The organism is Halobium salinum, from assembly GCF_026586625.1.
In the GTDB taxonomy this organism is placed as follows: domain Archaea; phylum Halobacteriota; class Halobacteria; order Halobacteriales; family Haloferacaceae; genus Halobium; species Halobium salinum.
Genome location: NZ_JAODIW010000006.1, coordinates 1421466 through 1443308, shown reverse-complemented (window position 1 = coordinate 1443308; position 21843 = coordinate 1421466). Strand labels below are relative to the sequence as shown.

The window sequence follows — 21843 nt, the reverse complement described above, 5'->3', positions numbered from 1 at the left end:
CACTCTGAAGATTATCGGGGCTTCGGGAACCATTCCGGTGGGGTGTGTGTCCATTGGTTCAGGTCGAAACAGTGACAGCCATGCACTCATCGTGAAACCATAAGAAATGGTAGGACCCAGTAGCGGTCAGAGGGGTGGTTGAAGACACAATCCAACAACCCCCTCTCTGGTTCACGTTGCTGGCTCCTACTTTCCAATCGGAAAGTGTCTGTACAATCTGTTTTCCCAAGGACTGCACCACTTCAACGACTGATCCCGACCGAACATGATCCGCCTCCATCGATACTGACCATGATTGACACCGTCGACTCTGATGTTGCTACTGATACAATAACTAATACACCCTCAAAGAATACGCCATATGTTCGATACGGGTTCCCCGAAGGAATCAACAAACCTCGCCAAGCTCCAAGTCTTCGGTCAGTCGACGCGCCAGTCCCCGAGAAGGCCGAGACAGCCAGCCCAATCTACCTTCTCACAGACGAGCAACTTGATCGCCATCAGTCGTTCACGAATCCGTATGCCGTAGCAAATGCGAGCTGCATAGCAACCGCTCTACAAAACGAATGTGAACAGGCCGACCGGGTGGTATACCCTATCCATGTTGAAAGCGACGCATTCCCAGACATTCCATTTGAAAGAACAATCCAGCATATCGCCGAGTTTGTAGAAACCGAATTGGAATGTATGGTCGGTGATTGCACATTTTATTACTCAGGAAACCGCTCGATTCATGCTCATATCCCCCGTGTCGTCACGACTGAACGAACACGAGAACGACTCAAAGAGCGAGCTGCACGGTTTTCGGAGGAGGTCGGTTCGGAGTTTGACCTCGGTATTTACTCTCGGAAGCGTCAGTTCCGACTTCCTGGTGTTCTTCATCCGAAAACAGGCTTTCCGAAGGTCGAGGTCGAACCGGAGTGGGAGCATGACCGGATTATACAGGAAGCGACCAACAGCACCCCCAAAAGACCGGCAACATATGCTGAGGTGCTGTTGAGTGTGTTCGGTCCACCGCGCCGGCAGAACGCGGAGAGTGTCCCTTCAATTGGACCCAATGCACCAGCCTTGCTACAGAAACTTGGCGGTGACCTGGCCGTGCTGTCGTTCGGTAACACTCAGTGGGTGATAGATTGTCCCCTCATCGAGCAGGAACAACACCCGACTAATCCTACTGATGTTCCGAGGTGGGCGCAGTACAACTACCACGAATTTTCCCCGTACGCCCACTCCAGCGGGAATGGCAGAAGTGTTGCAGTTGTGAAAGTGAAGGGTGGAGCGTTCGCTCGGAGGGGAAAACGAAATGCGGCAACGATGGTGCCGGCGTACTTCTACGGGGCGCGAGGCTGCAACGGCGGAGAGTTCACGAAGGCTGATGAACACGCCCCGCTCCAACTCTCGGATCGAGACTTCGAGAAATGGGAATTCCATAACGGTGACCCGGTAGTCATCATTGGTGGTCAGAGTCGAAGCTCCCGCATCTTCACCGTAGAGTCGTGGCAGGCGACCGTCGCCGGTCACGCACTTACTGGTAAAGAGGGGAGTCGTCAAGCTGCTCTCGACTATTTGGTGGACGAAGGATACGACGTGGGCAGAGGTGGCGCCAGTGAGACAACAAGCGCCTCGGAGACCACGAGATCGAAAAAACGCCGCGACAACATCCCGCCCATTCGGACACCACGTTCCAAGGCCGCCAAACTCCAACAGCAGGCAGAACAGGAGGGAATCGAGACATTGACTCACATGGAAAAATGGCGCGTGGCTTGCCGACTTCTTCTGTATGGCTGGAACCCAGCATGGGAATGGTTCCAGTCACAGTTTGGGGCCGAATTCAGCCCCGAATTAACGCGAGAGCAGTTTCAGAGCGTCATTGGGTCATTCCCTGCAGACTACGATCACGTTGAGATTCCAGCCAACCTCTGATGCTGTGGATTCCGGGAGATTTCTTCATTTCTGTCACCTCCCTTGAGGTGTAACTCCTGATGAGTCTCTACTCCATCGTAGGACAAGCTCTCCCCCTATGTTATGATGCGAGAAGTGCAAGACGGCGGGGGGCCATACACTCTGACCCCCGCAGGTAGTATATAAAGTGGAAATGTCGGCATCTGAGGTGTGTAGAGCGATAGTTTATCGATATGATGGATTGCATCCGACCACTTCTCGTAGTTCGCCAGAGGTCAATAGGTGCCGAAGAATCCAGTAATCTGAGAGAAGGCATATTCTCGGGACGCTCCGAAAATCCGGAAAATTCTCGTGCCAGGTTCCCAATGATATACACTTACTATTCAACTGAATGTTCCAACCGGGGTGACTCACTTCATTGAGGTGGGGGTTAACCCCGAGTCCTTCACTAGGGGTCTTGTGGTGGTTAATGTCGGGAGAACGAGCCGTACCTCTACCCGGATTGATCGAAGGCTGTGTGGGTCACATATCGCTACGTGACCAGCCATCTGCACCTGTATCGTCATGGGAGTTGAAGCCGAGGGTGAGGATCAGGGAGCGCGAGCGGGTCCACAGGGCTTCGAAACGAGTGTCCCCCCTCGGATTTACTCGGATGGCGTCAGAAACGGACTACGGCCCACTCTCGACGACCTACGGGACTGGCACCGAGAGACTGCACCTGTACTCGCGCCCCGCTCAATGCCTCGAAGCACACGTATTCGCTCCACACCAGTAATCCCTCCCGCCGAAGTGGGAACATCATCTCCGTAGCCTACTGTGCTAAGACACTCAGAGCGAGTCAACGGCGTACCCGCTCTCTGCCAGCTCGATCTACGCTGTCAGCGGCATCTCGGCACGGTCAACGGCCTACAGCCAAGGGGTCGCTCGTCGTCTTCCATCCGGTTGATTCCTATCGAACATCGAAGCTACGATTATTTGTCAATTCGACTGGGACTCAAGCTCCTAAAATATCAAATTAAGTAACCATACAGAAGTTTTATAAGTAATTCGGAGAACTTGGTCACATGGCTCATTGCCGTGGATGCGGTACAGATGTCTCACGTTCTGGACTGGAGTGTCCAGGATGCGGACATCAATTGAAGTCAGTAAAGAATGTTGAAGAACCCAACCTGCGGTCAAACTGGTGGCATATTATCGCTGCGATGGCAGCGTACTTCCCCCTTGCAGTAGTTACGATTCTCACCCTTGGTGTTAATCCCTACATCTTCCAGCTACTGCTGGCTCTTCTTTACCCAATTGCAATTTGGCGAGATATGAACTTCATGCGAAAGACCTCCGAATGGAACCCTAGCTCAGGCAGATGGGTGATTGCGGGTATCTTCGTTACGCTGACGCTTGGAATCGGTTCGCTGATCATCTCACCGTACTATATGTACAAGCGACGAAACGCCGCGCGAGGGGGTCAATAATGAAGCTAACTCGTCGTGCTGCTCTCAGCTCTACTGCTGCCGGGTTCCTCTCAATTTCTGGATGCGCCAAAGTAGCAGTCAAGGGCGCTGACGAAGCTGCAAGCGGTGCGGATGAAGTAGCAAGTGGTGCAGACGATGTAGGCCAAGGCGTACCGAAGGGCGCTTCTGCACTTGATGACCTCGCAGAAGTAACTACCTCAGCGGAAACTACGCCGCACGAAACCGATACAGATTTCCAAGATATCAACGAGTTGCTTCCACTCTACTCTGCGGACGAAGATGTCGAAATTGAAGAAGGCTACTACCGTTATTGGGAGCTATTCTTTTCCGAGGATGCAGAACTGGACGTATCTGGTGTTGAACTCTCATATACTGTTGTCGTTCGGAATGGTCCCTCTGTTGACGTTGTGTTGACCTCCCGTGATGAATTCGAATACTTCCGTCAGGGACAATCGATTCAGTACTATCCTGAAGCAAGCCGACTTGATACTGAGTATGCCAACGTAACCGGGAACCTTCATACCGAAGACTATGTTCTCATTGTGGACAATAGTGGATACGGTGAAGCTAAAGGGTTACAAAAAGCGGAATTGTCTGTAGAGATATCTGGAGAGAGGATATAAAGACAGACGTCTAATATTAAGGGAGACCAATACATTGAGGCGCTACTGAGCGGGGATGGACGATGCTTGTTCAACCCGTTCGTCACTCGTCCTCAGCTAAAGAATCCTCGATAGTAGACCGAATGGGCGTGTCGCCCATTTCATGCAGGTACTGAAGCTCGTCGTCGGACAGCCCGGACGGGTCGAAGCGGTCGTCAGTCGATTCCGATTCGACCGACTGCTCGAACGCACCTAACTCCTCGGCTATCCGGAGCCGCGTGTACCGAGCGATATCCTTGTGCTGATGCCACATCGACTCGTGTATCTCTATCATCTCCTCAACGGACGCATCAACAGAGGGCCGCTCGTTGGGTCGAGGCACAGCAACGAATCCGACTGCCGTAGCGCGGATCTCCTCGTAAATCAGGTCCCGTGCTGGCCCGTCGTCCATCTCCCGATGAAGTCGAATGAGCGCCTTCATGAGAGCGGTTCCAGTCAGCCAACTATCTACCATGACTTCGTTCTCTTCGTTGTCTCCGTTCATCCCATGCGCTCCAAGGCTTCCCGTCGCTGTTCGATAGGCACGTTGTCGTACTTCATCGTCGTCTGTTCGCTCTTGTGTCGGAGCTGTGCCTTCGCCGCAGCGAGGTCGCGCTCGTGGGCCATCGCTGTCCCGGTCGAGTGCCGAAGGGCGTACCAGCTCATCTTCCGGTTCTCGGTTCGTATCTCGGCCAGGTCGCACAGCTTCAGCAGTAGCCGGCGGAGACTCTGCGATTGATACGGGTTCGCTTCACGCGTCAGCCACAGCGACTCAATGCCGTCGTACACAGCGTACCGGTCGCGCTCGTCGATCCACCGTTCGAGTGCGTCGGCCGTACGGTCCTGAAGTGCGACGACCCAGTCTCCCTCGTTCTTCGCAGAGTCCTCCTTCGGTATCCGGAGGACGCCGTTGTCGGTGTCCACCCACGAGGTCTTTGCCCGCTCGACCTCAACCGGCCGGAGGCCACAGTCGAGCGACACCCACACGAGCGAGGTGAACTTCCAGCTGTTCGCGGTGTCCCAATCGTCGGGGGTGACCTCGGACTTCGGCTTCCCGAAGCGCTGGGCGAGGTGTGCTTTCCACTCGCTTCGCTCTTCAGGGGAGACGCTGCTGTAGGAGGGAATCGACCCGTACCGCAGCGCCGCTTCACGGACCTTCTTGCGCTCCTCAATGGTCAGGAACTCCCGAGGCCCACTGCTCCCGTTCGAGCCGCTGAAGGACCGACTCGGCTCCCATTCGTCGCCGTTCTTCTCGAAGGAGAGCCACTTGTAGAAGCGCTTCAGCGACTTCTGGGTGTTCGCCTTGTGGGTGCTGGTAGTATCGGAGTACAGCAGCTCCTCCATGTACTCGTCAGCCTGTGCGTGCGTGAGGGACATGGTGTAGCCGTCTTCCTCCTGCCATACCCACCGGTTGAAGAGGTCAGTCCGGTACGCCGTGTTTTGAATTGTGTCCCGTCCGTACCCGACGGCCATGTCCGGGTTCTTCCCGAGGTGGATGAGCCACCGGAGGAAGTCAACTCGGTGACTCCGGTAGTCAATGAGTTCCTTCTCGGTGAGTAGTTCCCGGCTCTTCTTCGTCGTAATAGCGAAGTCCTCGGGGTCGTAGCTCACGGGCTACCCTCCGGGAATGTGTAGTAAGCCCGACGCGTCTCGAATCGCTGTACGGCGTCGGGGTGGCTGTTCGTTCGAATCGAATTGGCCTGTGGTGCGTTCATTTTCTCGCTCACACCACGACCGAAAAATGCCAGACGGCGTCGACTTGGGATGCTCGGTACGGGATTTGAACCCGTGTCATCGGCTCGAAAGGCCGAAATGATTGGCCGGACTACACCAACCGAGCGACGATTGAAACTGGCGCCGGGATTCGTTTAAAGATTCCGTTACGGGACGGCTACTTCCCCTCGAACTCGGGGTCGCGGTCCATCGAGAAGGCGGTGATGCCCTCCATCAGGTCGTCCGTCGACCGGAGGAGTCCGAAGGCGTTGGCCTCGACTTCCAGGCCGGCCTCCACGTCGTCCCAGCCTTTGTGCATCGCGCGCTTGGTGTGGCGCTGGGCAATCGGCGGGCCGCCGGCCAGACTCGTCGCGAGCTCCATCGCCCGGTCGAGGAGTTCGTCGTCGGCGACGACCTCGTTGACGAACCCGTAGTCGGCCATCGTCTCCGCGTCGAAGCGTTCTGCGGTGAAGATAATCTCCTTCGCGCGACCCATGCCGACGATGCGCTGGAGACGCTGGGTGCCGCCCCACCCCGGAATCAGACCGAGGTTGTGCTCCGGCTGGCCGAACTGGGAGCGCTCGCTGGCGACCCGAAGGTCCGCACACGTCGCGAGCTCCATCCCGCCGCCGAGACAGTAGCCGTCGATGCCGGCGACGACCGGCTTTCCGCACTCCTCCAGCTTTCCGAAGGTGTGCTGACCCTTCCGGGAGAACTCCGTCGCCGTCGCGGCGTCGGCGAGGCTCGGGATGTTGCTCTGGACGTCGGCGCCGGCGGAGAACGCCCGGTCGCCGTCGCCGGTGACGAGGAGTGCCCGGACTTCGTCGTCCTCGGCCAGGCGGTCGACCGCGTCGCTCAGCTCGTCGAGCAGTTCGTCGCTGATGCTGTTCATCCGGTGGGCGCGGTCGATGACGAGGTGGCCGACGCGGTCCTCGACCTCGACGCGGAGCGTGTCGTAGTCGTAGCCCTCGCCCGCGTCGGCGCCGGCGCCGTCGCCGCGGAAGCCGGCGCCCGACTCGGCGAGCTCGCGGAGGTAGTCGTTCGCCTCGTAGCGCGCGGCGCCGGTCTCCTCGTGGAGCTCGTCCAGCTTCTCGACGAGCGGGGCGATGCCGTGGTCGTCGGCGAGCTTCGCCGGGCCGTCCGGGTAGCCGGCGCCGAGCTGCATCGCGCGGTCGATGGCGTCGGGGTCGGCCACGTCGCCGCCGACGAGCGCGGCGACCTCGTTGGCCGTCACGGCGAGCAGGCGCTCCTCCACGTCCTCGCGAACCTCGTCGGTCGGGACCTGTGCGCCCTCGCCGTCCTCGTAGTCGTAGAACCCCTTCCCGGACTTCTTCCCGAGGTTCCCCTCCTCGACTTTCTCCGCCAGTAGGGGGCACGGTTCGTAGGCGTCGCCGAGAGTCTCGTGCATGTACTCGAGGACGTGATAGCCCACGTCGATGCCGACCTGGTCGGCGAGTTCGAACGCGCCCATCGGGAGGCCGAGGCCGTACTTCGAGGTGCTGTCGACCTCGCTCATCGTCGCGGCGTCCTCGTGGAGAATCCACGCCGCCTCGTTCATCTGCGGGACGAGGATGCGGTTGACGATGAACCCAGGGCTGTCCTTGCGGACGCGGACGGGGGTCTTGTCCATCGACTCCGCGAGCTCGGTGATGAGGTCGAGCGTCTCGTCCGAGGAGTGCGCCCCCGAGATGACTTCGACGAGGTCCATCCGGACGGGCGGGTTGAAGAAGTGCATCCCGCAGAACTGCTCGGGACGGTCGGTGACCTCGGACAGCTCGGTGATAGAGAGGCTGGAGGTATTGGTGGCGAAGACGGCCCGGTCGGGGGCGTGTTCCTCGACCTCGCCGTACACCTCCTTCTTGATGTCCATCTTCTCGGGGACGGCCTCGATGACGACGTCGGCGTCGGCGACGGCCTCGCCGAGGTCGACCAGCGGCGTGACGCGGTCGAGGGCGGCCTCGGCCTCGTCGGCGCCGATGCGCTCCTTCTCGGCGAGCTTGTTCAGGCTCCACTCGATGCTGTCGTACCCGTTCTGGACGAACTCCTCCTTTATATCGCGGAGGTTCACCGTGTAGCCCGCGAGCGCGGCCACTTCGGCGATACCGTGACCCATGTTTCCGGCGCCGAGTACGGCGATCGTCTCGACCTCGTCGAGTTCCATGGGGGAACCCACAGACGTGAATCGTTTCAACGTTCCCCTTTCACGATTTTTCAACGGGGTTCCTGTTTACCGCTTCCATCGACCGGGATCGGGGCGAGAAGTCCTATGAGGGGCGAAAAAGCCCATCTGCCGGAGCGAGAGACGTTCACCGTGACACGGCGACGCTCGCTTCTCGGACTGAGTGGTACCGCGCGCGCGGTCGCTTTCTACGAGCCGATTCCGGCGCCGATGCGCCGCGGTACCGACGCCGAACCCGCTCGCGTGTCGGCGGCCGGGGGCGACCCGGGCTTAGAGCGGATGTGGACGGCGGTCGACCCGGGGTGTGGCCTCCTCCGTCGAAACCGCCGCAGACTCGCCTTCCACGGTGTCCGACCGACGAGCCCGAAACCCCTATTTCTCGACGACGCGACTGACCGGTGTGACCGACGACGACTCCGACGCCGGAGCTGGCCGGGGCTCGGACGGCGACACCGGCGACACGACGATTCGAGCGACGGAACCGGACCACGAGGCCGTCCTCCGGGAGGACCCCGTGATGGCCCGCCTCGTCGACCGCCACGGTCCGCTTGACCCCCCGACGACGGACAACGAGTACGAGCGGCTGGTCGTCTCCATCGTCAACCAGCAGCTGTCGACCGCCTCGGCGGACGCCGTCCGCGAGCGGGTGTTCGCGCTGTTCGACGGGGACGTCACGCCGGCGGCGATGCTCGACGCCGACGAGAACGCGCTCCGCGATGCGGGGCTCTCGGCCTCGAAGGTGGAGTACGTTCGCAACGCCGCGACGGCGTTCCGCGAGAAGGACTACACGCGGGCGGGGATGGCGCACCTGGACGACGACGAGGTCGTCGACGCGCTCACCGACATCCGCGGCGTCGGCGACTGGACCGCTCGGATGTATCTCCTGTTCGTGCTCGGGCGCGAGGACGTGCTCCCGCTCGGCGACCTCGCGGTTCGACGGGGTATCGAGAAGCTATACGGCGACGGCGAGGAGCTGACGCGGGCGGAGATGCGCGAGGTCGCCGAAGCGTGGCGACCGTACCGCTCGTTCGGCACCCGGTACGTCTGGCGGGCGTACGAGTCGGACTGAGTCGCACGTACGACTTCGACCGGTCCACACACGACTCCGACCGAAGCATCCGCGGACTCCGTCCGGGGCCCGTTCGCCGGACCCTCCTTTTTACCGGCGGGCCGAGAACTCAGACCGATGCACGTCACCGTCCTCAGTACGGGAGGAACCATCGCCAGCAGCGACGACGCGGCGGGCGCCGGCGCGGCGCCGACGAAGAGCGGCGCCGAACTGCTCGACGCGGTGCCCGGCCTCGACGCCTACGCCACCGCCGACGTTGAGGAGGTCGCGCAGGTGCCGAGCTTCGAAATCGACCGGGAGACCCTCGAACGCGTCGGCGACCGGGTCGCCGCGCTCAATGCCGACTCCGACGTCGACGCGGTCGTCGTCACCCACGGCACCGACACGCTGGAGGAGACGGGGTTCTACCTCGACGCCGCGCTCCGACCGTCGACGCCGGTGGTCCTCACCGGTGCCCAGCGGATGCCCGACGAGGTGAGCCCGGACGGGCCCGCGAACCTCCTCGCGGCGTTCCGCGCCGCCGCGGCGATTCACGAACGGGACGGCTCGGGCGTCTTCGTCGCGTTCAACGAGTCGCTCCACGCCGCACGGGTCGCGACGAAGGCCCACACCTCGAAGCTGGAGACGTTCGCCTCGCCCGGTCCTGGTCCGGTCGCCACGCTCGACCACGCGGGCGTGCAGTTTCACCGCCCACCCCGAAACGAGGCCGACCACGTCCCGGCCACCGACCTGGGCGCGACGGTCCACGTCGTCGCCAGCGGGAGCGGCGTCGACGCCGACCTCTTCGACGCCGCCGTCGACGACGGCGCCGGCGGAATCGTCCTCCAGGCGACCGGCCTCGGCAACACCACGACGGCGCTGGGTCGGGCCGTCGAGCGGACCGCACCCGACCTCCCGGTCGTGGTCGCCTCCCGGAGCGCCGCGGGCCGGACCGTCCCCGTCTACGGCAGCGTCGGCGGCGGCGAGAAACTCCGCGAGTACGGCGCGCTGTTCGCCGGCGACCTCCCGGCGCACAAGGCCCGGCTGAAACTCCAACTGGCGCTCGCCGCCGACGGCGTCGAGCCGCGGGACGTGTTCGAGACGTTCGAAGCGCACGGGGACTGACCACGACGCGGCTGACCGCCCGGGAGGCGCGAACTGGTCGGGATACGGCGGGCGGACCGGAACAGGGCGGGCGGACCGGAACAGGGCGGGCGGACCCGGACGAGGTGGCGGCCGCGACGCCTTTGCCCGCCGACTCCCGAGTGCCACCCGTGAGTGAACCCACGGAGCTCGACGACTTCGGCGAGGGAGACGAGGCCACCGGCTCCGAGAGCGGCGTCGGCGCCGACCCGACGACCGCCGCCGCGTCGGACGCCTACGACCACCTCCGCGGGACCGACCTCGCGCCGCTGGTCGAGGAGTACGGTGAACTGTCGCTATCGACGCGGGGGGACCTCTTCGAGCGCCTCGTCGTCTCTATCGTCCGCCAACTCATCTCGACCGAGCAGGCCGACCGCATCGTCGCCGACCTGCGGGAACGCTACGAGATTACGCCGGCGACGATGCTCGACGCCGACGAGGGCGACCTCCGCAAACTGGGGCTGTCGGGACAGAAAATCGAGTACATCCACAACGCGGCGCGCTGGTGGCGAGAGCACGACCCGGACCGGGAGACGTTCGAGACGATGAGCGACGGTGCAGTCGTCGGATACCTCACCGAGATTTCGGGCGTCGGCGATTGGACCGCGAACATGGTGCTCATGTTGGGGCTCGAACGACCCGACGTGTTCCCGGTCGGGGACTACGCGCTCCGGAAGGGGGTCGAACGCCTGGTCGCGGACGGTGCGGAGCTGACGAAGGCCGAAATCAGGGAGGCGGCGGAGCCGTGGGCGCCGTTCCGGTCGTACGCGACGCTGTACGTCTGGTGGTGGTACGTCGACGAGGAACTGGGGGTGGACCCGGAGGAACTGGTCCTGTAGCGGTGTCGGGCGGTGTGACGCGGGTGTCGCGGAGGCGACCTGGTGGGAGCTACTCCTCCAAGAACTCCTCGTCGTCCCTGTCGGCCGGGTTGTCGCGGTCCGCGCGGCGTCGCACGTCGACGCGGTAGTGTTCGAGGATGTCGCGGCCGAGCAGGATGGGGTAGTCCATGTGACTGCGGTCCTCGACGCTGGCGGTGACGGTGTGTTGGTTGCCGCCGATGCCGATGACGAGGTCGACGACGGGGCGGGCCTTCCCGCCCTTCAGACTCCCCGACTTGACGCGGGTCATGCTCTTGATGGGGCCGGCGCCGATTTCCGCGGCCAGCGAGGTGTCGATGCTGGTTCGGGTCGCGCCCGTGTCGGACTTGGCGAACGTCTGCTTCGAGCCGCTGGTGCCGCTGACGACGACCTCCTCGATGTAGCCGGCGATGGGCGCCTCCTCCTGTTCGGGCGGGGCGACCCGCGGCTTGCAGGACGGCTCGGAGTCGTCGAGCGTCGCCGAGAGGTCCTCGACGCGCTCTTCGTCCACCTCGCCGCCGGCGCGCTCGATGGCGGCCTTGGCGATGTAGGGCGCCGGGCTTCGACTCGTCGCCTGGTAGAGTCCCTTGAAGCCGGCCGTCGGGTTCACTTCGAGCACGAACCAGCCGTCCTCGCCCTCGATGAGGTCGACGCCGGCGTAGTCGAGACCCATCACCTCGGCGGCGTACAGCGCGGTCTCCTTCGCGTCCTCGGGCATCTCGTCGGTGGCGTCGGCCACGTCGCCGCCGAGGGCGACGTTGGTCCGCCAGTCGCCCTCCGGGGCGTAGCGGTACATCGCGCCGATGAGCTCGCCGTCGACGATGTAGACGCGCAGGTCGCGGTGGCGCTGCTCGTCGCGCTCGATGAGCGACTGGAGGAACGCCTGCCGGTTGCCGACTTTCGGGTTGACGGGTTCGGTGAGGTCGACCTTCCACGTGCCGCCGCCGTGGGTGCCGATGGCGGTCTTGTAGACGCCGACCTCGCCGAAGCGTTCGCGGTCCTGGTTGAGCCGCTCGTTCGAGAGCGCGAGCAGCGCGTCGGGGACCTTGATGTTCCAGTTCGTCAGCGTCGCCGCGGTGGCGAACTTATGGATGGCCGTGAGGACGGGTTCCGGCTCGTTCAGCATCGGCCGGATGCGGTTGAACGTCGTCGCCAGCCCGAGCAGTTCGGCGGGCTCCTCCGTGTTCGACAGCAGGAGGCGGTTGGCGACCACGTCGACCTCCGGTTCGAGCGTGAGTTCGCCGTCCTCGACGTTGATGGCGGTGTTCTCCTGGCGTAGCCACTCGGGTTTGTGCCCGAGGTCCTCGACCGCGTTCAGGATGGCCTTCGTCTCCTTACTGTTGTGTAGGCTCAGCACCCCGACTCGGACCTTGTCGTCGTCTCCGGTGGCCATATACCCCGGGTTTCCCGCCGGGCTTTCAAATGCGTGCCGGTATCTCAACCCAGATGTATCACGAGTAGAGAACGTCTCGCCGGCGACGACGGGTGGTTCGGGGCAGGGAGGTCGGAGGGGCCGTCGCCGGTCTCCGGAGATTCCTCGCTCCGCGCGGGGCGAGAACCGCTGCACGGCTACGACGACCCCTATCGGCGCCCGGCACCGGGACTCCCGAGAACGACAGGTTAAGAACGGCGCTGGAGTATCGGACAGTATGAGCGACGAGCGGGCCTTCACCTACAACGGGGGGAAGGTCGAGCCTGGCGACGTGCAGAACGTCCGCTACGGCATCAGCGAGACGTATCTCGGCGACCCCATCCGCATCCCGGTGACCATCATCAACGGGGCGCGCGACGGGCCGACGGTGTTCCTGTCGGCGGCGGCACACGGCGACGAACTGAACGGCATCGAGGTCGTCCGCGAAGTGGCCTTCGAGTGGGACCTCTCGGACCTCGCGGGCACCCTCATCTGCATGCCCGTTCTCAACGTCCCGGGGTTCCTCTTCCAACAGCGGTATCTCCCCATCTACGACCGCGACCTGAACCGCTCGTTCCCGGGCAGAGAGGACTCCACGAGCGCGAAACGCATGGCCCACCGCATCTTCGCGAACTTCATCGAACCCTGCGACTACGGCCTCGACTTCCACACCTCGACGCGGGGTCGGACGAACATGATTCACGTCCGGGCGGACATGGCTCGCCCCGACACCGCCCGACTCGCCAAGGCGTTCGGGACGAACGTCGTCATCGACAGCGAGGGGCCCGAAGGGACCCTCAGACGGGAGGCGACCGACGTGGGCGTTCCGACCATCACCATCGAGATGGGCGAGGCCCACCGCTTCGAGCGCCGCCTCATCGACGAGGCGCTCGCCGGCGTGGAGTCGGTGTTCGCGGAGTACGGCCTCCGGGACACCTCCGCCGTCCGGTGGCCCGGGTGGCGGACGGTCATCACGGGCGACAAGGAGAAGACGTGGATTCGCGCCGACGTGGGCGGCATCGTCGACATGCACTTCGACCGCGGGGCGCTCGTCCACGCGGGCGACCGCATCTGCACCATCACGAACCCGTTCAAGGACGACAACACCTACGTCGAGGCGCCGTTCACCGGCCTGCTCGTCGGGGTGCTCGAGAACCCCGTCGTCTACCCGGGGAACCCCCTCTGTCACCTCGTCGAACTCGGCGGCCCGACCCTGCAGGTGGTCGAACAGGAGCAGTCGCCCGAGGTGGAGGGCCGGACCTGAGAAAATAGGACTCGGAACCGAGTTAGTGTTCGGTCAGAGCCGGCGCTTCGCGCGCACACGTTAAACCTTATGCCGCACCGCCCCCGAGTCCCGGACGAGTATGAGTCAGTCTTACAATCGAGGGCTCGTCGAGGACTTCGGGCGGTGGCGCGAGTTCTCTGCCGGGATGTGGGCCTGGATATTCCACAAGTTCACCGGGTGGGTGCTGATCGGCTACCTGTTCACGCACATCGCCGTCCTGTCGACGGCCCTGCAGGGCGACGCCGCGTACACGAACACCATCGTCGCGCTGGAGAGCCTGGCGGTCGTGCGGCTGCTGGAGGTCGGTCTCCTCGCCGTCGCCGTCTTCCACATCCTGAACGGGCTCCGTCTGCTCCTCGTCGACCTCGGCGTCGGGCTGGACTCCCAGGACAAGAGCTTCTACGCATCGCTGGTGCTGACGGGTGCCATCGTCGTCGCGTCGGTGCCGACGTTCATCTCGGGGGTGTTCTGAGATGGCGGAACGCTACTCCTCGTTCAACCCGGGCGGGACCCTGTGGCTGCTCCAGCGCATCACCGCGGCGTTCCTCGTGGTGGTGCTGGCGTTCCACTTCTTCCTGCTGCACTTCGTCCACCACGCGGACGAGGTGACCTTCGGGATGAGCCAGGCGCGCATGAGCTCCATCGCGTACTTCTCGCTGATGATTACGTTCCTCGTGACGGCGACGTTCCACGGGTCGAACGGCATCTACAACGCGCTGGTCAACCAGGGGCTCAGCGGCACGAAGAAGACGGTCGTGAAGTGGACGCTCGTCGTCGCCAGCGTCGTCCTCGTCGTCAACGGCGTGCTGACGGCCATCGCGTGGAGCGACCTCATCAACATCGGCGTGCAGGGCATCTTCGGTTAATCAGCAATCAATGAGCACACAAGTACCCGAACAACAGGCCGAGGAGACCGAGGCCGAACAGAGCGCACAGGCACACGAACAGACCCCGCAGCAGAAGCGCCAGGACAAGAAGCGCGAGCGGCAGGAGGACGCCGCGAAGCGCCTGCAAGAGGAGGAACAGCGCCGGGAGATGGACGCGGACGACACCTACCACCTGAAGGTGTTCCGCTTCGACCCCGAGGTGGCGGCGAAACAGGAGCCGCGTTTCGACGACTTCTACGTCCCCTTCGAGAAGGGGATGACCGTCCTCGACGCGCTGATGTACGCCCGCGACCACTACGACTCGTCGCTCACCTTCCGGCACTCCTGCCGACAGGCCGTCTGTGGCTCCGACGCGCTGTTCGTCAACGGCAGTCAACGATTAGGGTGTCAGACCCAGCTCTCCGACCTGGAGGAGCCGGTTCGCATCGAGCCGCTCCCCCACCAGGACGTGGTGAAGGACCTCGTCGTGGACATGGAACACTTCTACGAGCAGATGCACTCGGTGCAGCCGTACTTCGACCCCGAGGAGACCCCGGAGGGCGAGCAGCGCCAGAGCAAGGAGAACCACGAGAAAATCAAGATGTCCACGCGCTGCATCTGGTGTGCGGCCTGCATGTCCTCGTGTAACATCGCCGCCGGCGACAACGAGTACCTCGGGCCGGCGGCCATCAACAAGGCCTACCGGTTCGCGATGGACGAACGCGAGGGCGAGAACCGCATGCAGGAGCGCATGGAAATCGTCGAGCAGAACCACGGCGTCTGGCGGTGTCAGACCCAGTTCTCCTGCACCAACGTCTGCCCCAAGGACATCCCCCTGACCGAGCACATCCAGGAGCTCAAGCGCGAAGCGGTGAAGCGAAACCTGAAGTTCTGGTAACCCTCAGCCAACCTATGAGCACGAATACCACGATGTACGAACACGACGTCCTCGTCGTCGGCGCCGGCGGCGCGGGACTGCGCGCCGCGGTCGCCGCCCACGAGGCGGGCGCCGACGTGGCGATGGTGACGAAACTCCACCCCGTCCGCTCGCACACGGGTGCGGCGGAGGGCGGCATCAACGCCGCGCTCCGCGAGGGCGACTCGTGGGACCTGCACGCCTACGACACGATGAAGGGGTCCGACTACCTCGGCGACGCCGCCGCCATCGAGACGCTGGCGAAGGACGCCCCCGACGAGGTCATCCAGATCGAACACTGGGGGATGCCGTTCTCCCGCGAGGACGACGGCCGCGTCTCCCAGCGACCGTTCGGCGGCCTCTCGTTCCCGCGTACCACGTACGCGGGCGCCGAGACGGGCCACCACCTGCTGCACACCCTGTACGAGCAGGTCGTCAAGCGGGGTATCACCGTCTACGACGAGTGGTACGTGATGAACGTCGCCGTCACCGACGAGCAGGACCCCCGCGACCGAAGCTGTCACGGGGTCGTCGCCTACGACGTGCAGACCGGCGAAATCGCCGGGTTCAAAGCCAGCGGCGGGGTCATCCTCGCGACCGGCGGTCCCGGGCAGGCGTTCGACCACACCACCAACGCCGTCTCCTGTACCGGCGACGGACAGGCGATGGCCTACCGCGCCGGCGTCCCGATGGAGGACATGGAGTTCGTCCAGTTCCACCCGACCACCCTGCCGTCGACGGGCGTCCTCATCTCCGAGGGGGTCCGCGGCGAGGGCGGTATCCTCTACAATAAGGACGGCGAGCGGTTCATGTTCGAACACGGGTACGCGAACAACGACGGGGAACTCGCCTCCCGCGACGTTGTCGCCCGCGCGGAACTCACCGAGGTCAACGAGGGCCGCGGCATCGAGGACGAGTACGTCCACCTCGACATGCGTCACCTCGGCGAGGAGCGCATCCTCGACCGACTGGAGAACATCCTCCACCTCGCGCGCGACTTCGAGGGCGTCAACGGCCTCGAGGAGCCGATGCCGGTCAAGCCTGGCCAGCACTACGAGATGGGCGGTATCGAGACCGACGAGCACGGCGAGACCTGTATCTCCGGACTCTACGCCGCCGGCGAGTGTGCCTGCGTCTCCGTCCACGGTTCCAACCGACTGGGCGGCAACGCGCTGCCCGAACTCATCGTGTTCGGCAAGCGTGCTGGCCTGCACGCGGCCGGCCAGGACCTCGGCGAGCCGACGCTCACGACGGGCCGCACCGGCGACGAGGAGATCGGCGAGGTCGACTCACCGGTGACCCTCGGCGAGGCCGGCATCACGGCCGGGCCAGCGACGGACGGCGGCGAACGCGACCGCGCGGCCGACGGCGGCGCCACCCTCGCCGACGCCGACGCGATCATCTCCCGCGCCGTCGACCGCGAGGTCGAGCGCGTCGAGTACCTCATGAACAAGGACACCGGCGTCCAGCACGCCGAAATCCGCGCGAAGGTCCAGAAGGCGATGACCCGCTGGGTGAACGTCTTCCGCGAGGAGGAGGGCCTGAAGAAGGCGCTGGAGGTCATCCGCGAGGCCCGCGAGGAGTACGCCGACGTGTACGTCGCCGACCCCTCGAAGACGTTCAACACGGACCTGCAGATGACCTACGAGACGCGCAACGTCATCGACGTGGCTGAGGCCATCACCGTCGGCGCGCTCGCCCGCGAGGAGTTCCGCGGCGCCCACTGGCGCAAGGAGCACCAGGAGCGCAAGGACGACGAGTGGCTCAAGCACACGCTGCTCGACTGGAACGAGGGCTCCCCACAGCTCTACTACAAGCCGGTCGACCTCCAGGGCGAGGAGAAGGAGTACGAGCCCAAAGAGCGGAGCTACTGAGCCTCGCGCTCGCTGACGCAGCGCCTTCTCGCTCTCTCTCGTGGCACCGACGACAGACCATCCGACCGACCGCCGACACCGTCACCGTCGCCTGACCGTCCTCCGCGCGCTCGTCGAGATGAGTCGACCGGACCAACTCCTGTTGATGGTCGTCGTCTACGGGATGGGCGTCGCGGCGGCGGTTGCGGACGGACGACTCCTGCCCACGGGTCGCGTCGCTCTCGCCTTTCTCGCGTACCTCCCGCTCGCGGCCGGCGTCCACTACGCGAACGAGTTCGCCGACTACGGCACCGACCTGCTCACCGAGCGGACCCGCTTCTCGGGCGGGAGCGGAGCGCTCGCACGCACCGGACTCTCCCGTCGACTCGCGCTCAGGGCGACCGCAGCGTCGCTCCTGCTCGGGACCGTCGCGACTCTGACCCTCGCCACCGTCGGCGTCCTCGGCGGGCCGGTGCTCGCGCTCCTGCTCGGGGTCGTCGTCTTCGGCGTCGGCTACTCGTTGCCGCCGCTCGCGCTCGCTTGGCGTGGACTCGGCGAGGTCGACAACGCCACACTCGGTGGGCTAGTGCTCCCGACCTACGGCTTCGTCGCCGTCGCGGGGTCGCTTTCCCTCGACGCAGTGGTCGCGTTCGTCCCGTTCGCACTGTTCGTGTTCGCGAACCTGCTCGCGACCGGGTGGCCCGACCGCGAGGCGGACGCGGCGGTGGGAAAGCGGACGCTCCCGACGCGGCTCCCGACCTCGACGCTCCGCTGGCTCCACGCCGGCGCGCTTCTGGCCGGGTTCGTCGCGCTCGGCGTCCTCCACGGGGGTCACGTGCCCACGGTGGTCTGCTGGGCGACGATGCTCGCGGCGCCGCCGTTCCTCTGGGGGGTGCTCGTGTTCACCCGCCAACGCTCCCCGCTCCCGACGGTCGCGGGGATGGTCGTGGTCGCGCTCGCGCAGTTCGGCGGGTGGGTCGCCGTCGTGTTGTGAAACGTATTTGACCGGGGCGGTCCAAAGCGAGTTTGGAAGGGTAGCTCAGTGGTAGAGCGTCACCGTACCGGGGCCCTCGTGGCCTATCGACGGTGGAGACGACTCTCGCGTGGTTCGACTCCCGCCCCTTCCCTGCTGGCGCGAACGACAGTGAGCGCCAGCGGTGTACGAAGGGAGTCGAATCAGAGAGCGGAGCGAACGAAGTGAGCGAAGCGACCGTGGTTCGACTCCCGCCCCTTCCCTTCGACCGCCGAGCGACAGCGAGGCGTGTCGTGAACCGGAAGGGAGCCGAACCCTGCCGGTCGCAGCGCCCGAGCGGGGCGAGCGGCGAAGCCGCGAGACGAAGCGAGGGCGACCGTCCGGCTCCGGTTCGACTCCCGCCCCTTCCCTGTTTCTGCGAACGATAGCGACTGGGCCCATCGACGGTGGTCGAAATCGACGGGTGTCCGGGGCGTCGAAGCCGAGTGGCAATTGTTCACTCGAACGTGAAGTAATCGGCGCTCGTCGCGACGAGGACCCCGAAATCCCCGGGTTCGAGAGTTCGACGATTGTCGAGGCAGAGATTTATTATCGTCGAATGTCTGGTGGCTCTCACGATGATGCAGAAGCCGACACAGCGGACGCGGATGCCGGGGGATATCGACTCGTCGAGCGCGAAGCTCGTCTACCTGTACCTCTCGACACAGGGCGACGCGACGGTCGAGGAGCTCGGCGACGGGCTCGAGATGCAGAAACTCTCGCTGTTCAGCGTCCTCAAGACCCTCCGCAAGCGCGACTTGGTCGAGCGCGACGGCGAGCGCTACGTCGCCAACTGAGTCTCGCTCTTCACAGGCTCGTCTATCGAGCGCTCGGTAGCGGATGGGTGGGCTCGTATCAACGTTTATGCGCCTGCGGGTGGTGGTGAATTCAATGTCCCAGCCTCGCGCCCGGTCGACGGCGGTCCCCGTCGAGGTAGTACGACCGATGAACGACCACGGCGCCATGACGGTCGAGGTGACTCATCGAAACGAGGCGCGCCACGTCGTCGAGTACGCCTCGGAGTCGACCCGCGAGACCCTCAGTCGACTTCCGAGTGGCTCGTCGATTCCGCTCGAACTCGAGCCGCTCGGCCCCCGTGCCAACGTCTGGCGCGTGCTCCGAATCGCTTGAGGTCGAAGGCGACTCCGTACTCCCGACCGATTCTCGGCGCTGATTCTCCCGGCGCCACGTTCAAATATCGAGACTGTACAATATTTGTATATGAATCGGCGAGCGGCGTTGAAGATGGGGGCACTGGGTGGAATCACACTCACGGCGGGCTGCAACGGGGTCCGGTCGGGGAGCGCGAGCGCGTCGGACGCGACGTTCCTCCCGCCGGTGGTCGCCGAGGGTGCGCTGGAGGGGTGGGCGCAGGTCGGCGACGTCCAGGAGACCGAACTCGACGTGCCGGTACCGGGGCTGTCGGTGTACCAGTCCATGGCGCTGTTCGAGAACCGGGCGTTTCTCGAAGAGATGTCGACGCTCGCGATGGCCGACATCTCGGCGCCGCTGAGCACGTTCTTCGTCACGCGGGTCAACTTCGTCGGTCCGCTGGGTGGCGTCGCGGTCCCCGACCTCGTGGAGACGCAGGTGACGCCCGTGGTGAAAGACCAACTCCGGTCACAGGGCGTGGAGGACCTCGGCGAGCGACGGCCGGCGACCGGGAGCGTCGAGAAAACCGACGACCTCTACGCCATCGAAGGGGCGTTTCACGTCGACGGCCAGACGATGCGCGGCTACCCGCTCCCGGACGGGAAGACGACCGAGGTGACCGTCGAGGCGGCGACGGTCGACATGCGACTCGTCTACGGCATTTGGGCCCCCCGGAGCGGCGAGGTGTACGTCGCGGGTGGGGCGTTCCCCACCTCGCCGTACCAGTCCGTCTCGGACCCCGTCTCGCTCACCGGCGACGACGAGACCGGGGTGACCGTGACCGCCGAGGTCTCTCTCCCGCTCGACCGACCCGACCACCGCGGGGCACTGCTCTCGCTGGTCGACGCGGTCGGTGAACGCGGATAGGAACGCTCTTCAGGCCGGCCACGCGTCGATTGTGACGGACTTCCCCGTGCGCCCGACCCTCCCTATCCCCTCCAGCGACCGGCCCCGGCCGATTCTCAAGTACTATCTCTACCGGGCGACCGGCCGGGCCAGCTTCTTCTACCCCATCTACACGCTGTTCCTCCTGGCGAACGGGCTCTCGTTCACGCAGATCGGCGCCATCGCGAGCGTCCAGTCGGTGGTCGTCGTCGCCGGCGAGGTGCCGACGGGGTATCTCGGCGACCGCATCGGTCGGCGGAACAGCCTCGTCGTGGCGTCGGTACTCTTCCTGATATCGAGTGCGAGCTACCTCGTCGCGACCGACTTCGTCGGCTTCCTCTTCACCTTCACCACGCTCTCGCTCGGACAGACGTTCGTCTCGGGGAGTGCGAGCGCGTGGCTCTACGACACGCTCGACGAGTACGACCTGACCGGCGAGTTCACGTACATCAGCGGCCGTGCCAGCGCGCTCGGCCAGTGGGTGAGTGTGGTCACGCTCATCGCCGGCGGGCTACTGTACGTCGTCGACCCACTCTACCCGTTCATGGCCGCCGTCTGCCTCGGGGCCGTCAACGTCGGCGTCGTGCTCACGCTTCCGAAGAACCGACAGTACGCGAACCGAACCGAACCGCCGACGGACTGGTCGGGCGCCGACGCCGCTGGGGACGACGACGCCGAGAGCGCCGAGGGCGCCGAAAGCGCGGAGAACGTAGACGTGGGCGGTGACGCCGAACCCGCCGATGACGGGGCCGACGGGAGTGAGGGCGAGCGCGACGGTGACGACGAGGACGAGGCCGACGAGGACGAGACCGACGACGACGGCCCGCTCACCATCGTCGAGGCGCTCCCGGTCGTCAAAGAACAGCTCTCCAAGCCGAGCATGCGCTCGTTCATCGTCTACATGGCGCTGGTCGGCGGCGCGCTGATGACCGCGGACATGTACATCCAGCCGATGGCGACCAACGCGCTCGAATCGAGCCTCGGGTCGACGTTGGACTCGTGGGGCGTCCCCGAGCCGGCGACTCTCGGCGTGCTGTACGCGGCGTTCTCGGTCGTCGGGGCCATCGTCAGCGACTACGCCGGCGACGTGGAGGAGCGCTTCGGCGCCCGGAAAGTGCTGCTCTTCCTCCCGCTCGGCATCGCCGTCTTCTACCTCCTGCCGGCGTTCGTCCCCCTGCTCGTCTTCCCGATGTTCTTCGCGATGAAGGGCGGATTCACGCTCGTCTGGCCCATCTCGAGTCGGTACATGAACGACCGCATCGAGTCGGTCGGGCGGGCCACGGTGCTCAGCGTCGTCTCGATGCTGCGGGCGGTGGCGGGCATCCCCTTCCGCATCGGGAGCGGGGTCGTCGCCGACATGACCTCCACGCTCGTCGCGGCCGCAGCGCTCGGGGCCGCGTTCATCGTCGGCGTCCTCGTGCTCCAGGCGGTGACGACGCCCATCAAGACGGACGGGGGGACGGGTGTCTCGGCGGACTGACGCCGACGGTGCTGGCCGGGAGTAGTGTCGA

The 21843-nt window shown here is 64.5% G+C and carries 19 protein-coding genes and 2 tRNA genes; 16 read left to right on the top strand and 5 right to left on the bottom strand.

Translation table 11 applies throughout. The features are described from left to right. Positions 1–291 precede the first annotated feature (291 nt). Positions 292–1923, top strand: coding sequence for a hypothetical protein (locus tag N5095_RS10650; protein ID WP_267622791.1), 1632 nt, complete (start codon positions 292–294; stop codon positions 1921–1923). A 1447-nt stretch (positions 1924–3370) separates the two neighbouring features. Further along, a complete protein-coding gene (locus tag N5095_RS10645) occupies positions 3371–3994 on the top strand; it encodes a hypothetical protein (RefSeq protein ID WP_267622789.1) in 624 nt (207 codons plus the stop codon). Between the two features lie 82 nt (positions 3995–4076). Here the strand turns inward: N5095_RS10645 and N5095_RS10640 are convergent, their stop codons facing one another. The 4 genes from N5095_RS10640 to N5095_RS10625 all read right to left on the bottom strand — a co-directional run bounded on the left by N5095_RS10640 (position 4077) and on the right by N5095_RS10625 (position 7886). Next, the gene (locus N5095_RS10640; protein ID WP_267622788.1) at positions 4077–4517 is read right to left on the bottom strand and encodes a hypothetical protein; all 441 of its coding nucleotides are present in this window, start codon (positions 4515–4517) and stop codon (positions 4077–4079) included. Further along, complete coding sequence (locus N5095_RS10635) at positions 4514–5623, bottom strand: tyrosine-type recombinase/integrase (RefSeq protein WP_267622787.1); 1110 nt, start codon at positions 5621–5623, stop codon at positions 4514–4516. Before N5095_RS10635 ends, N5095_RS10640 begins: the two co-directional genes overlap by 4 nt. Before the next feature lie 154 nt (positions 5624–5777). Then, positions 5778–5852: transfer RNA gene (locus tag N5095_RS10630), tRNA-Glu, on the bottom strand. Between the two features lie 51 nt (positions 5853–5903). After that, complete coding sequence (locus N5095_RS10625) at positions 5904–7886, bottom strand: 3-hydroxyacyl-CoA dehydrogenase/enoyl-CoA hydratase family protein (protein ID WP_267622786.1); 1983 nt, start codon at positions 7884–7886, stop codon at positions 5904–5906. A gap of 535 nt (positions 7887–8421) precedes the next feature. Between N5095_RS10625 and N5095_RS10620 the strand changes: the two genes are divergently transcribed. The 3 genes from N5095_RS10620 to N5095_RS10610 all read left to right on the top strand — a co-directional run bounded on the left by N5095_RS10620 (position 8422) and on the right by N5095_RS10610 (position 10934). Further along, positions 8422–8973 carry a DNA-3-methyladenine glycosylase family protein gene (locus N5095_RS10620; protein ID WP_267623037.1) on the top strand — a complete coding sequence of 184 codons (552 nt, stop codon included), beginning with the start codon at positions 8422–8424 and terminating at the stop codon, positions 8971–8973. A 117-nt stretch (positions 8974–9090) separates the two neighbouring features. Then, positions 9091–10077, top strand: a complete 987-nt coding sequence (locus N5095_RS10615) for an asparaginase (protein ID WP_267622785.1) — start codon at positions 9091–9093, stop codon at positions 10075–10077. A 149-nt stretch (positions 10078–10226) separates the two neighbouring features. Then, entirely contained in the window at positions 10227–10934 is a 708-nt protein-coding gene (locus N5095_RS10610; protein ID WP_267622784.1) for a DNA-3-methyladenine glycosylase family protein, read from the top strand. Between the two features lie 49 nt (positions 10935–10983). Here N5095_RS10610 and N5095_RS10605 read toward each other — a convergent pair whose 3' ends face one another. Further along, entirely contained in the window at positions 10984–12345 is a 1362-nt protein-coding gene (locus tag N5095_RS10605; protein WP_267622783.1) for a putative ATP-dependent zinc protease, read from the bottom strand. A gap of 256 nt (positions 12346–12601) precedes the next feature. On the opposite strand from N5095_RS10605, the gene N5095_RS10600 reads away from it, so the two are divergent. The 11 genes from N5095_RS10600 to N5095_RS10550 all read left to right on the top strand — a co-directional run bounded on the left by N5095_RS10600 (position 12602) and on the right by N5095_RS10550 (position 21812). Beyond that, positions 12602–13627: a succinylglutamate desuccinylase/aspartoacylase family protein gene (locus N5095_RS10600; RefSeq protein WP_267622782.1), complete on the top strand. Its 1026-nt coding sequence runs from the start codon at positions 12602–12604 to the stop codon at positions 13625–13627. Between the two features lie 100 nt (positions 13628–13727). After that, entirely contained in the window at positions 13728–14120 is a 393-nt protein-coding gene (gene sdhC / locus N5095_RS10595) for a succinate dehydrogenase, cytochrome b556 subunit (protein ID WP_267622780.1), read from the top strand. A 1-nt stretch (position 14121) separates the two neighbouring features. Continuing rightward, entirely contained in the window at positions 14122–14514 is a 393-nt protein-coding gene (locus N5095_RS10590; RefSeq protein WP_267622779.1) for a succinate dehydrogenase/fumarate reductase transmembrane subunit, read from the top strand. A gap of 10 nt (positions 14515–14524) precedes the next feature. Then, the gene (locus N5095_RS10585; protein WP_267622777.1) at positions 14525–15412 is read left to right on the top strand and encodes a succinate dehydrogenase/fumarate reductase iron-sulfur subunit; all 888 of its coding nucleotides are present in this window, start codon (positions 14525–14527) and stop codon (positions 15410–15412) included. A gap of 32 nt (positions 15413–15444) precedes the next feature. Continuing rightward, entirely contained in the window at positions 15445–17304 is a 1860-nt protein-coding gene (locus N5095_RS10580) for an FAD-binding protein (protein WP_267623036.1), read from the top strand. Between the two features lie 118 nt (positions 17305–17422). Beyond that, complete coding sequence (locus N5095_RS10575; RefSeq protein WP_267622776.1) at positions 17423–18277, top strand: prenyltransferase; 855 nt, start codon at positions 17423–17425, stop codon at positions 18275–18277. 34 nt (positions 18278–18311) lie between these two features. Then, positions 18312–18410 (top strand) — tRNA-Gly (locus N5095_RS10570). 463 nt (positions 18411–18873) lie between these two features. Beyond that, a complete protein-coding gene (locus N5095_RS10565) occupies positions 18874–19092 on the top strand; it encodes a helix-turn-helix domain-containing protein (protein WP_267622775.1) in 219 nt (72 codons plus the stop codon). Between the two features lie 94 nt (positions 19093–19186). After that, positions 19187–19426 carry a DUF7999 family protein gene (locus tag N5095_RS10560; RefSeq protein ID WP_267622774.1) on the top strand — a complete coding sequence of 80 codons (240 nt, stop codon included), beginning with the start codon at positions 19187–19189 and terminating at the stop codon, positions 19424–19426. Positions 19427–19516: 90 nt separating this feature from the next. After that, positions 19517–20314 carry a hypothetical protein gene (locus tag N5095_RS10555; protein ID WP_267622772.1) on the top strand — a complete coding sequence of 266 codons (798 nt, stop codon included), beginning with the start codon at positions 19517–19519 and terminating at the stop codon, positions 20312–20314. 31 nt (positions 20315–20345) lie between these two features. Further along, positions 20346–21812 (top strand): MFS transporter, encoded by a 1467-nt coding sequence (locus N5095_RS10550; protein WP_267622771.1) that lies wholly within the window; start codon positions 20346–20348, stop codon positions 21810–21812. Positions 21813–21843: the final 31 nt, after the last annotated feature.

Bases quoted from the DNA above. Each gene is read 5' to 3' on its own strand.
- N5095_RS10585 (WP_267622777.1), top strand. From the start codon at position 14,525: ATGAGCACACAAGTACCCGAACAACAGGCCGAGGAGACCGAGGCCGAA.
- sdhC (WP_267622780.1), top strand. From the start codon at position 13,728: ATGAGTCAGTCTTACAATCGAGGGCTCGTCGAGGACTTCGGGCGGTGG.
- N5095_RS10600 (WP_267622782.1), top strand. From the start codon at position 12,602: ATGAGCGACGAGCGGGCCTTCACCTACAACGGGGGGAAGGTCGAGCCT.
- N5095_RS10625 (WP_267622786.1), bottom strand. From the start codon at position 7,886: ATGGAACTCGACGAGGTCGAGACGATCGCCGTACTCGGCGCCGGAAAC.
- N5095_RS10575 (WP_267622776.1), top strand. From the start codon at position 17,423: ATGAGTCGACCGGACCAACTCCTGTTGATGGTCGTCGTCTACGGGATG.
- N5095_RS10565 (WP_267622775.1), top strand. From the start codon at position 18,874: ATGATGCAGAAGCCGACACAGCGGACGCGGATGCCGGGGGATATCGAC.
- N5095_RS10560 (WP_267622774.1), top strand. From the start codon at position 19,187: ATGTCCCAGCCTCGCGCCCGGTCGACGGCGGTCCCCGTCGAGGTAGTA.
- N5095_RS10605 (WP_267622783.1), bottom strand. From the start codon at position 12,345: ATGGCCACCGGAGACGACGACAAGGTCCGAGTCGGGGTGCTGAGCCTA.
- N5095_RS10590 (WP_267622779.1), top strand. From the start codon at position 14,122: ATGGCGGAACGCTACTCCTCGTTCAACCCGGGCGGGACCCTGTGGCTG.
- N5095_RS10615 (WP_267622785.1), top strand. From the start codon at position 9,091: ATGCACGTCACCGTCCTCAGTACGGGAGGAACCATCGCCAGCAGCGAC.
- N5095_RS10645 (WP_267622789.1), top strand. From the start codon at position 3,371: ATGAAGCTAACTCGTCGTGCTGCTCTCAGCTCTACTGCTGCCGGGTTC.
- N5095_RS10555 (WP_267622772.1), top strand. From the start codon at position 19,517: ATGAATCGGCGAGCGGCGTTGAAGATGGGGGCACTGGGTGGAATCACA.
- N5095_RS10650 (WP_267622791.1), top strand. From the start codon at position 292: ATGATTGACACCGTCGACTCTGATGTTGCTACTGATACAATAACTAAT.
- N5095_RS10580 (WP_267623036.1), top strand. From the start codon at position 15,445: ATGTACGAACACGACGTCCTCGTCGTCGGCGCCGGCGGCGCGGGACTG.
- N5095_RS10640 (WP_267622788.1), bottom strand. From the start codon at position 4,517: ATGAACGGAGACAACGAAGAGAACGAAGTCATGGTAGATAGTTGGCTG.
- N5095_RS10620 (WP_267623037.1), top strand. From the start codon at position 8,422: ATGGCCCGCCTCGTCGACCGCCACGGTCCGCTTGACCCCCCGACGACG.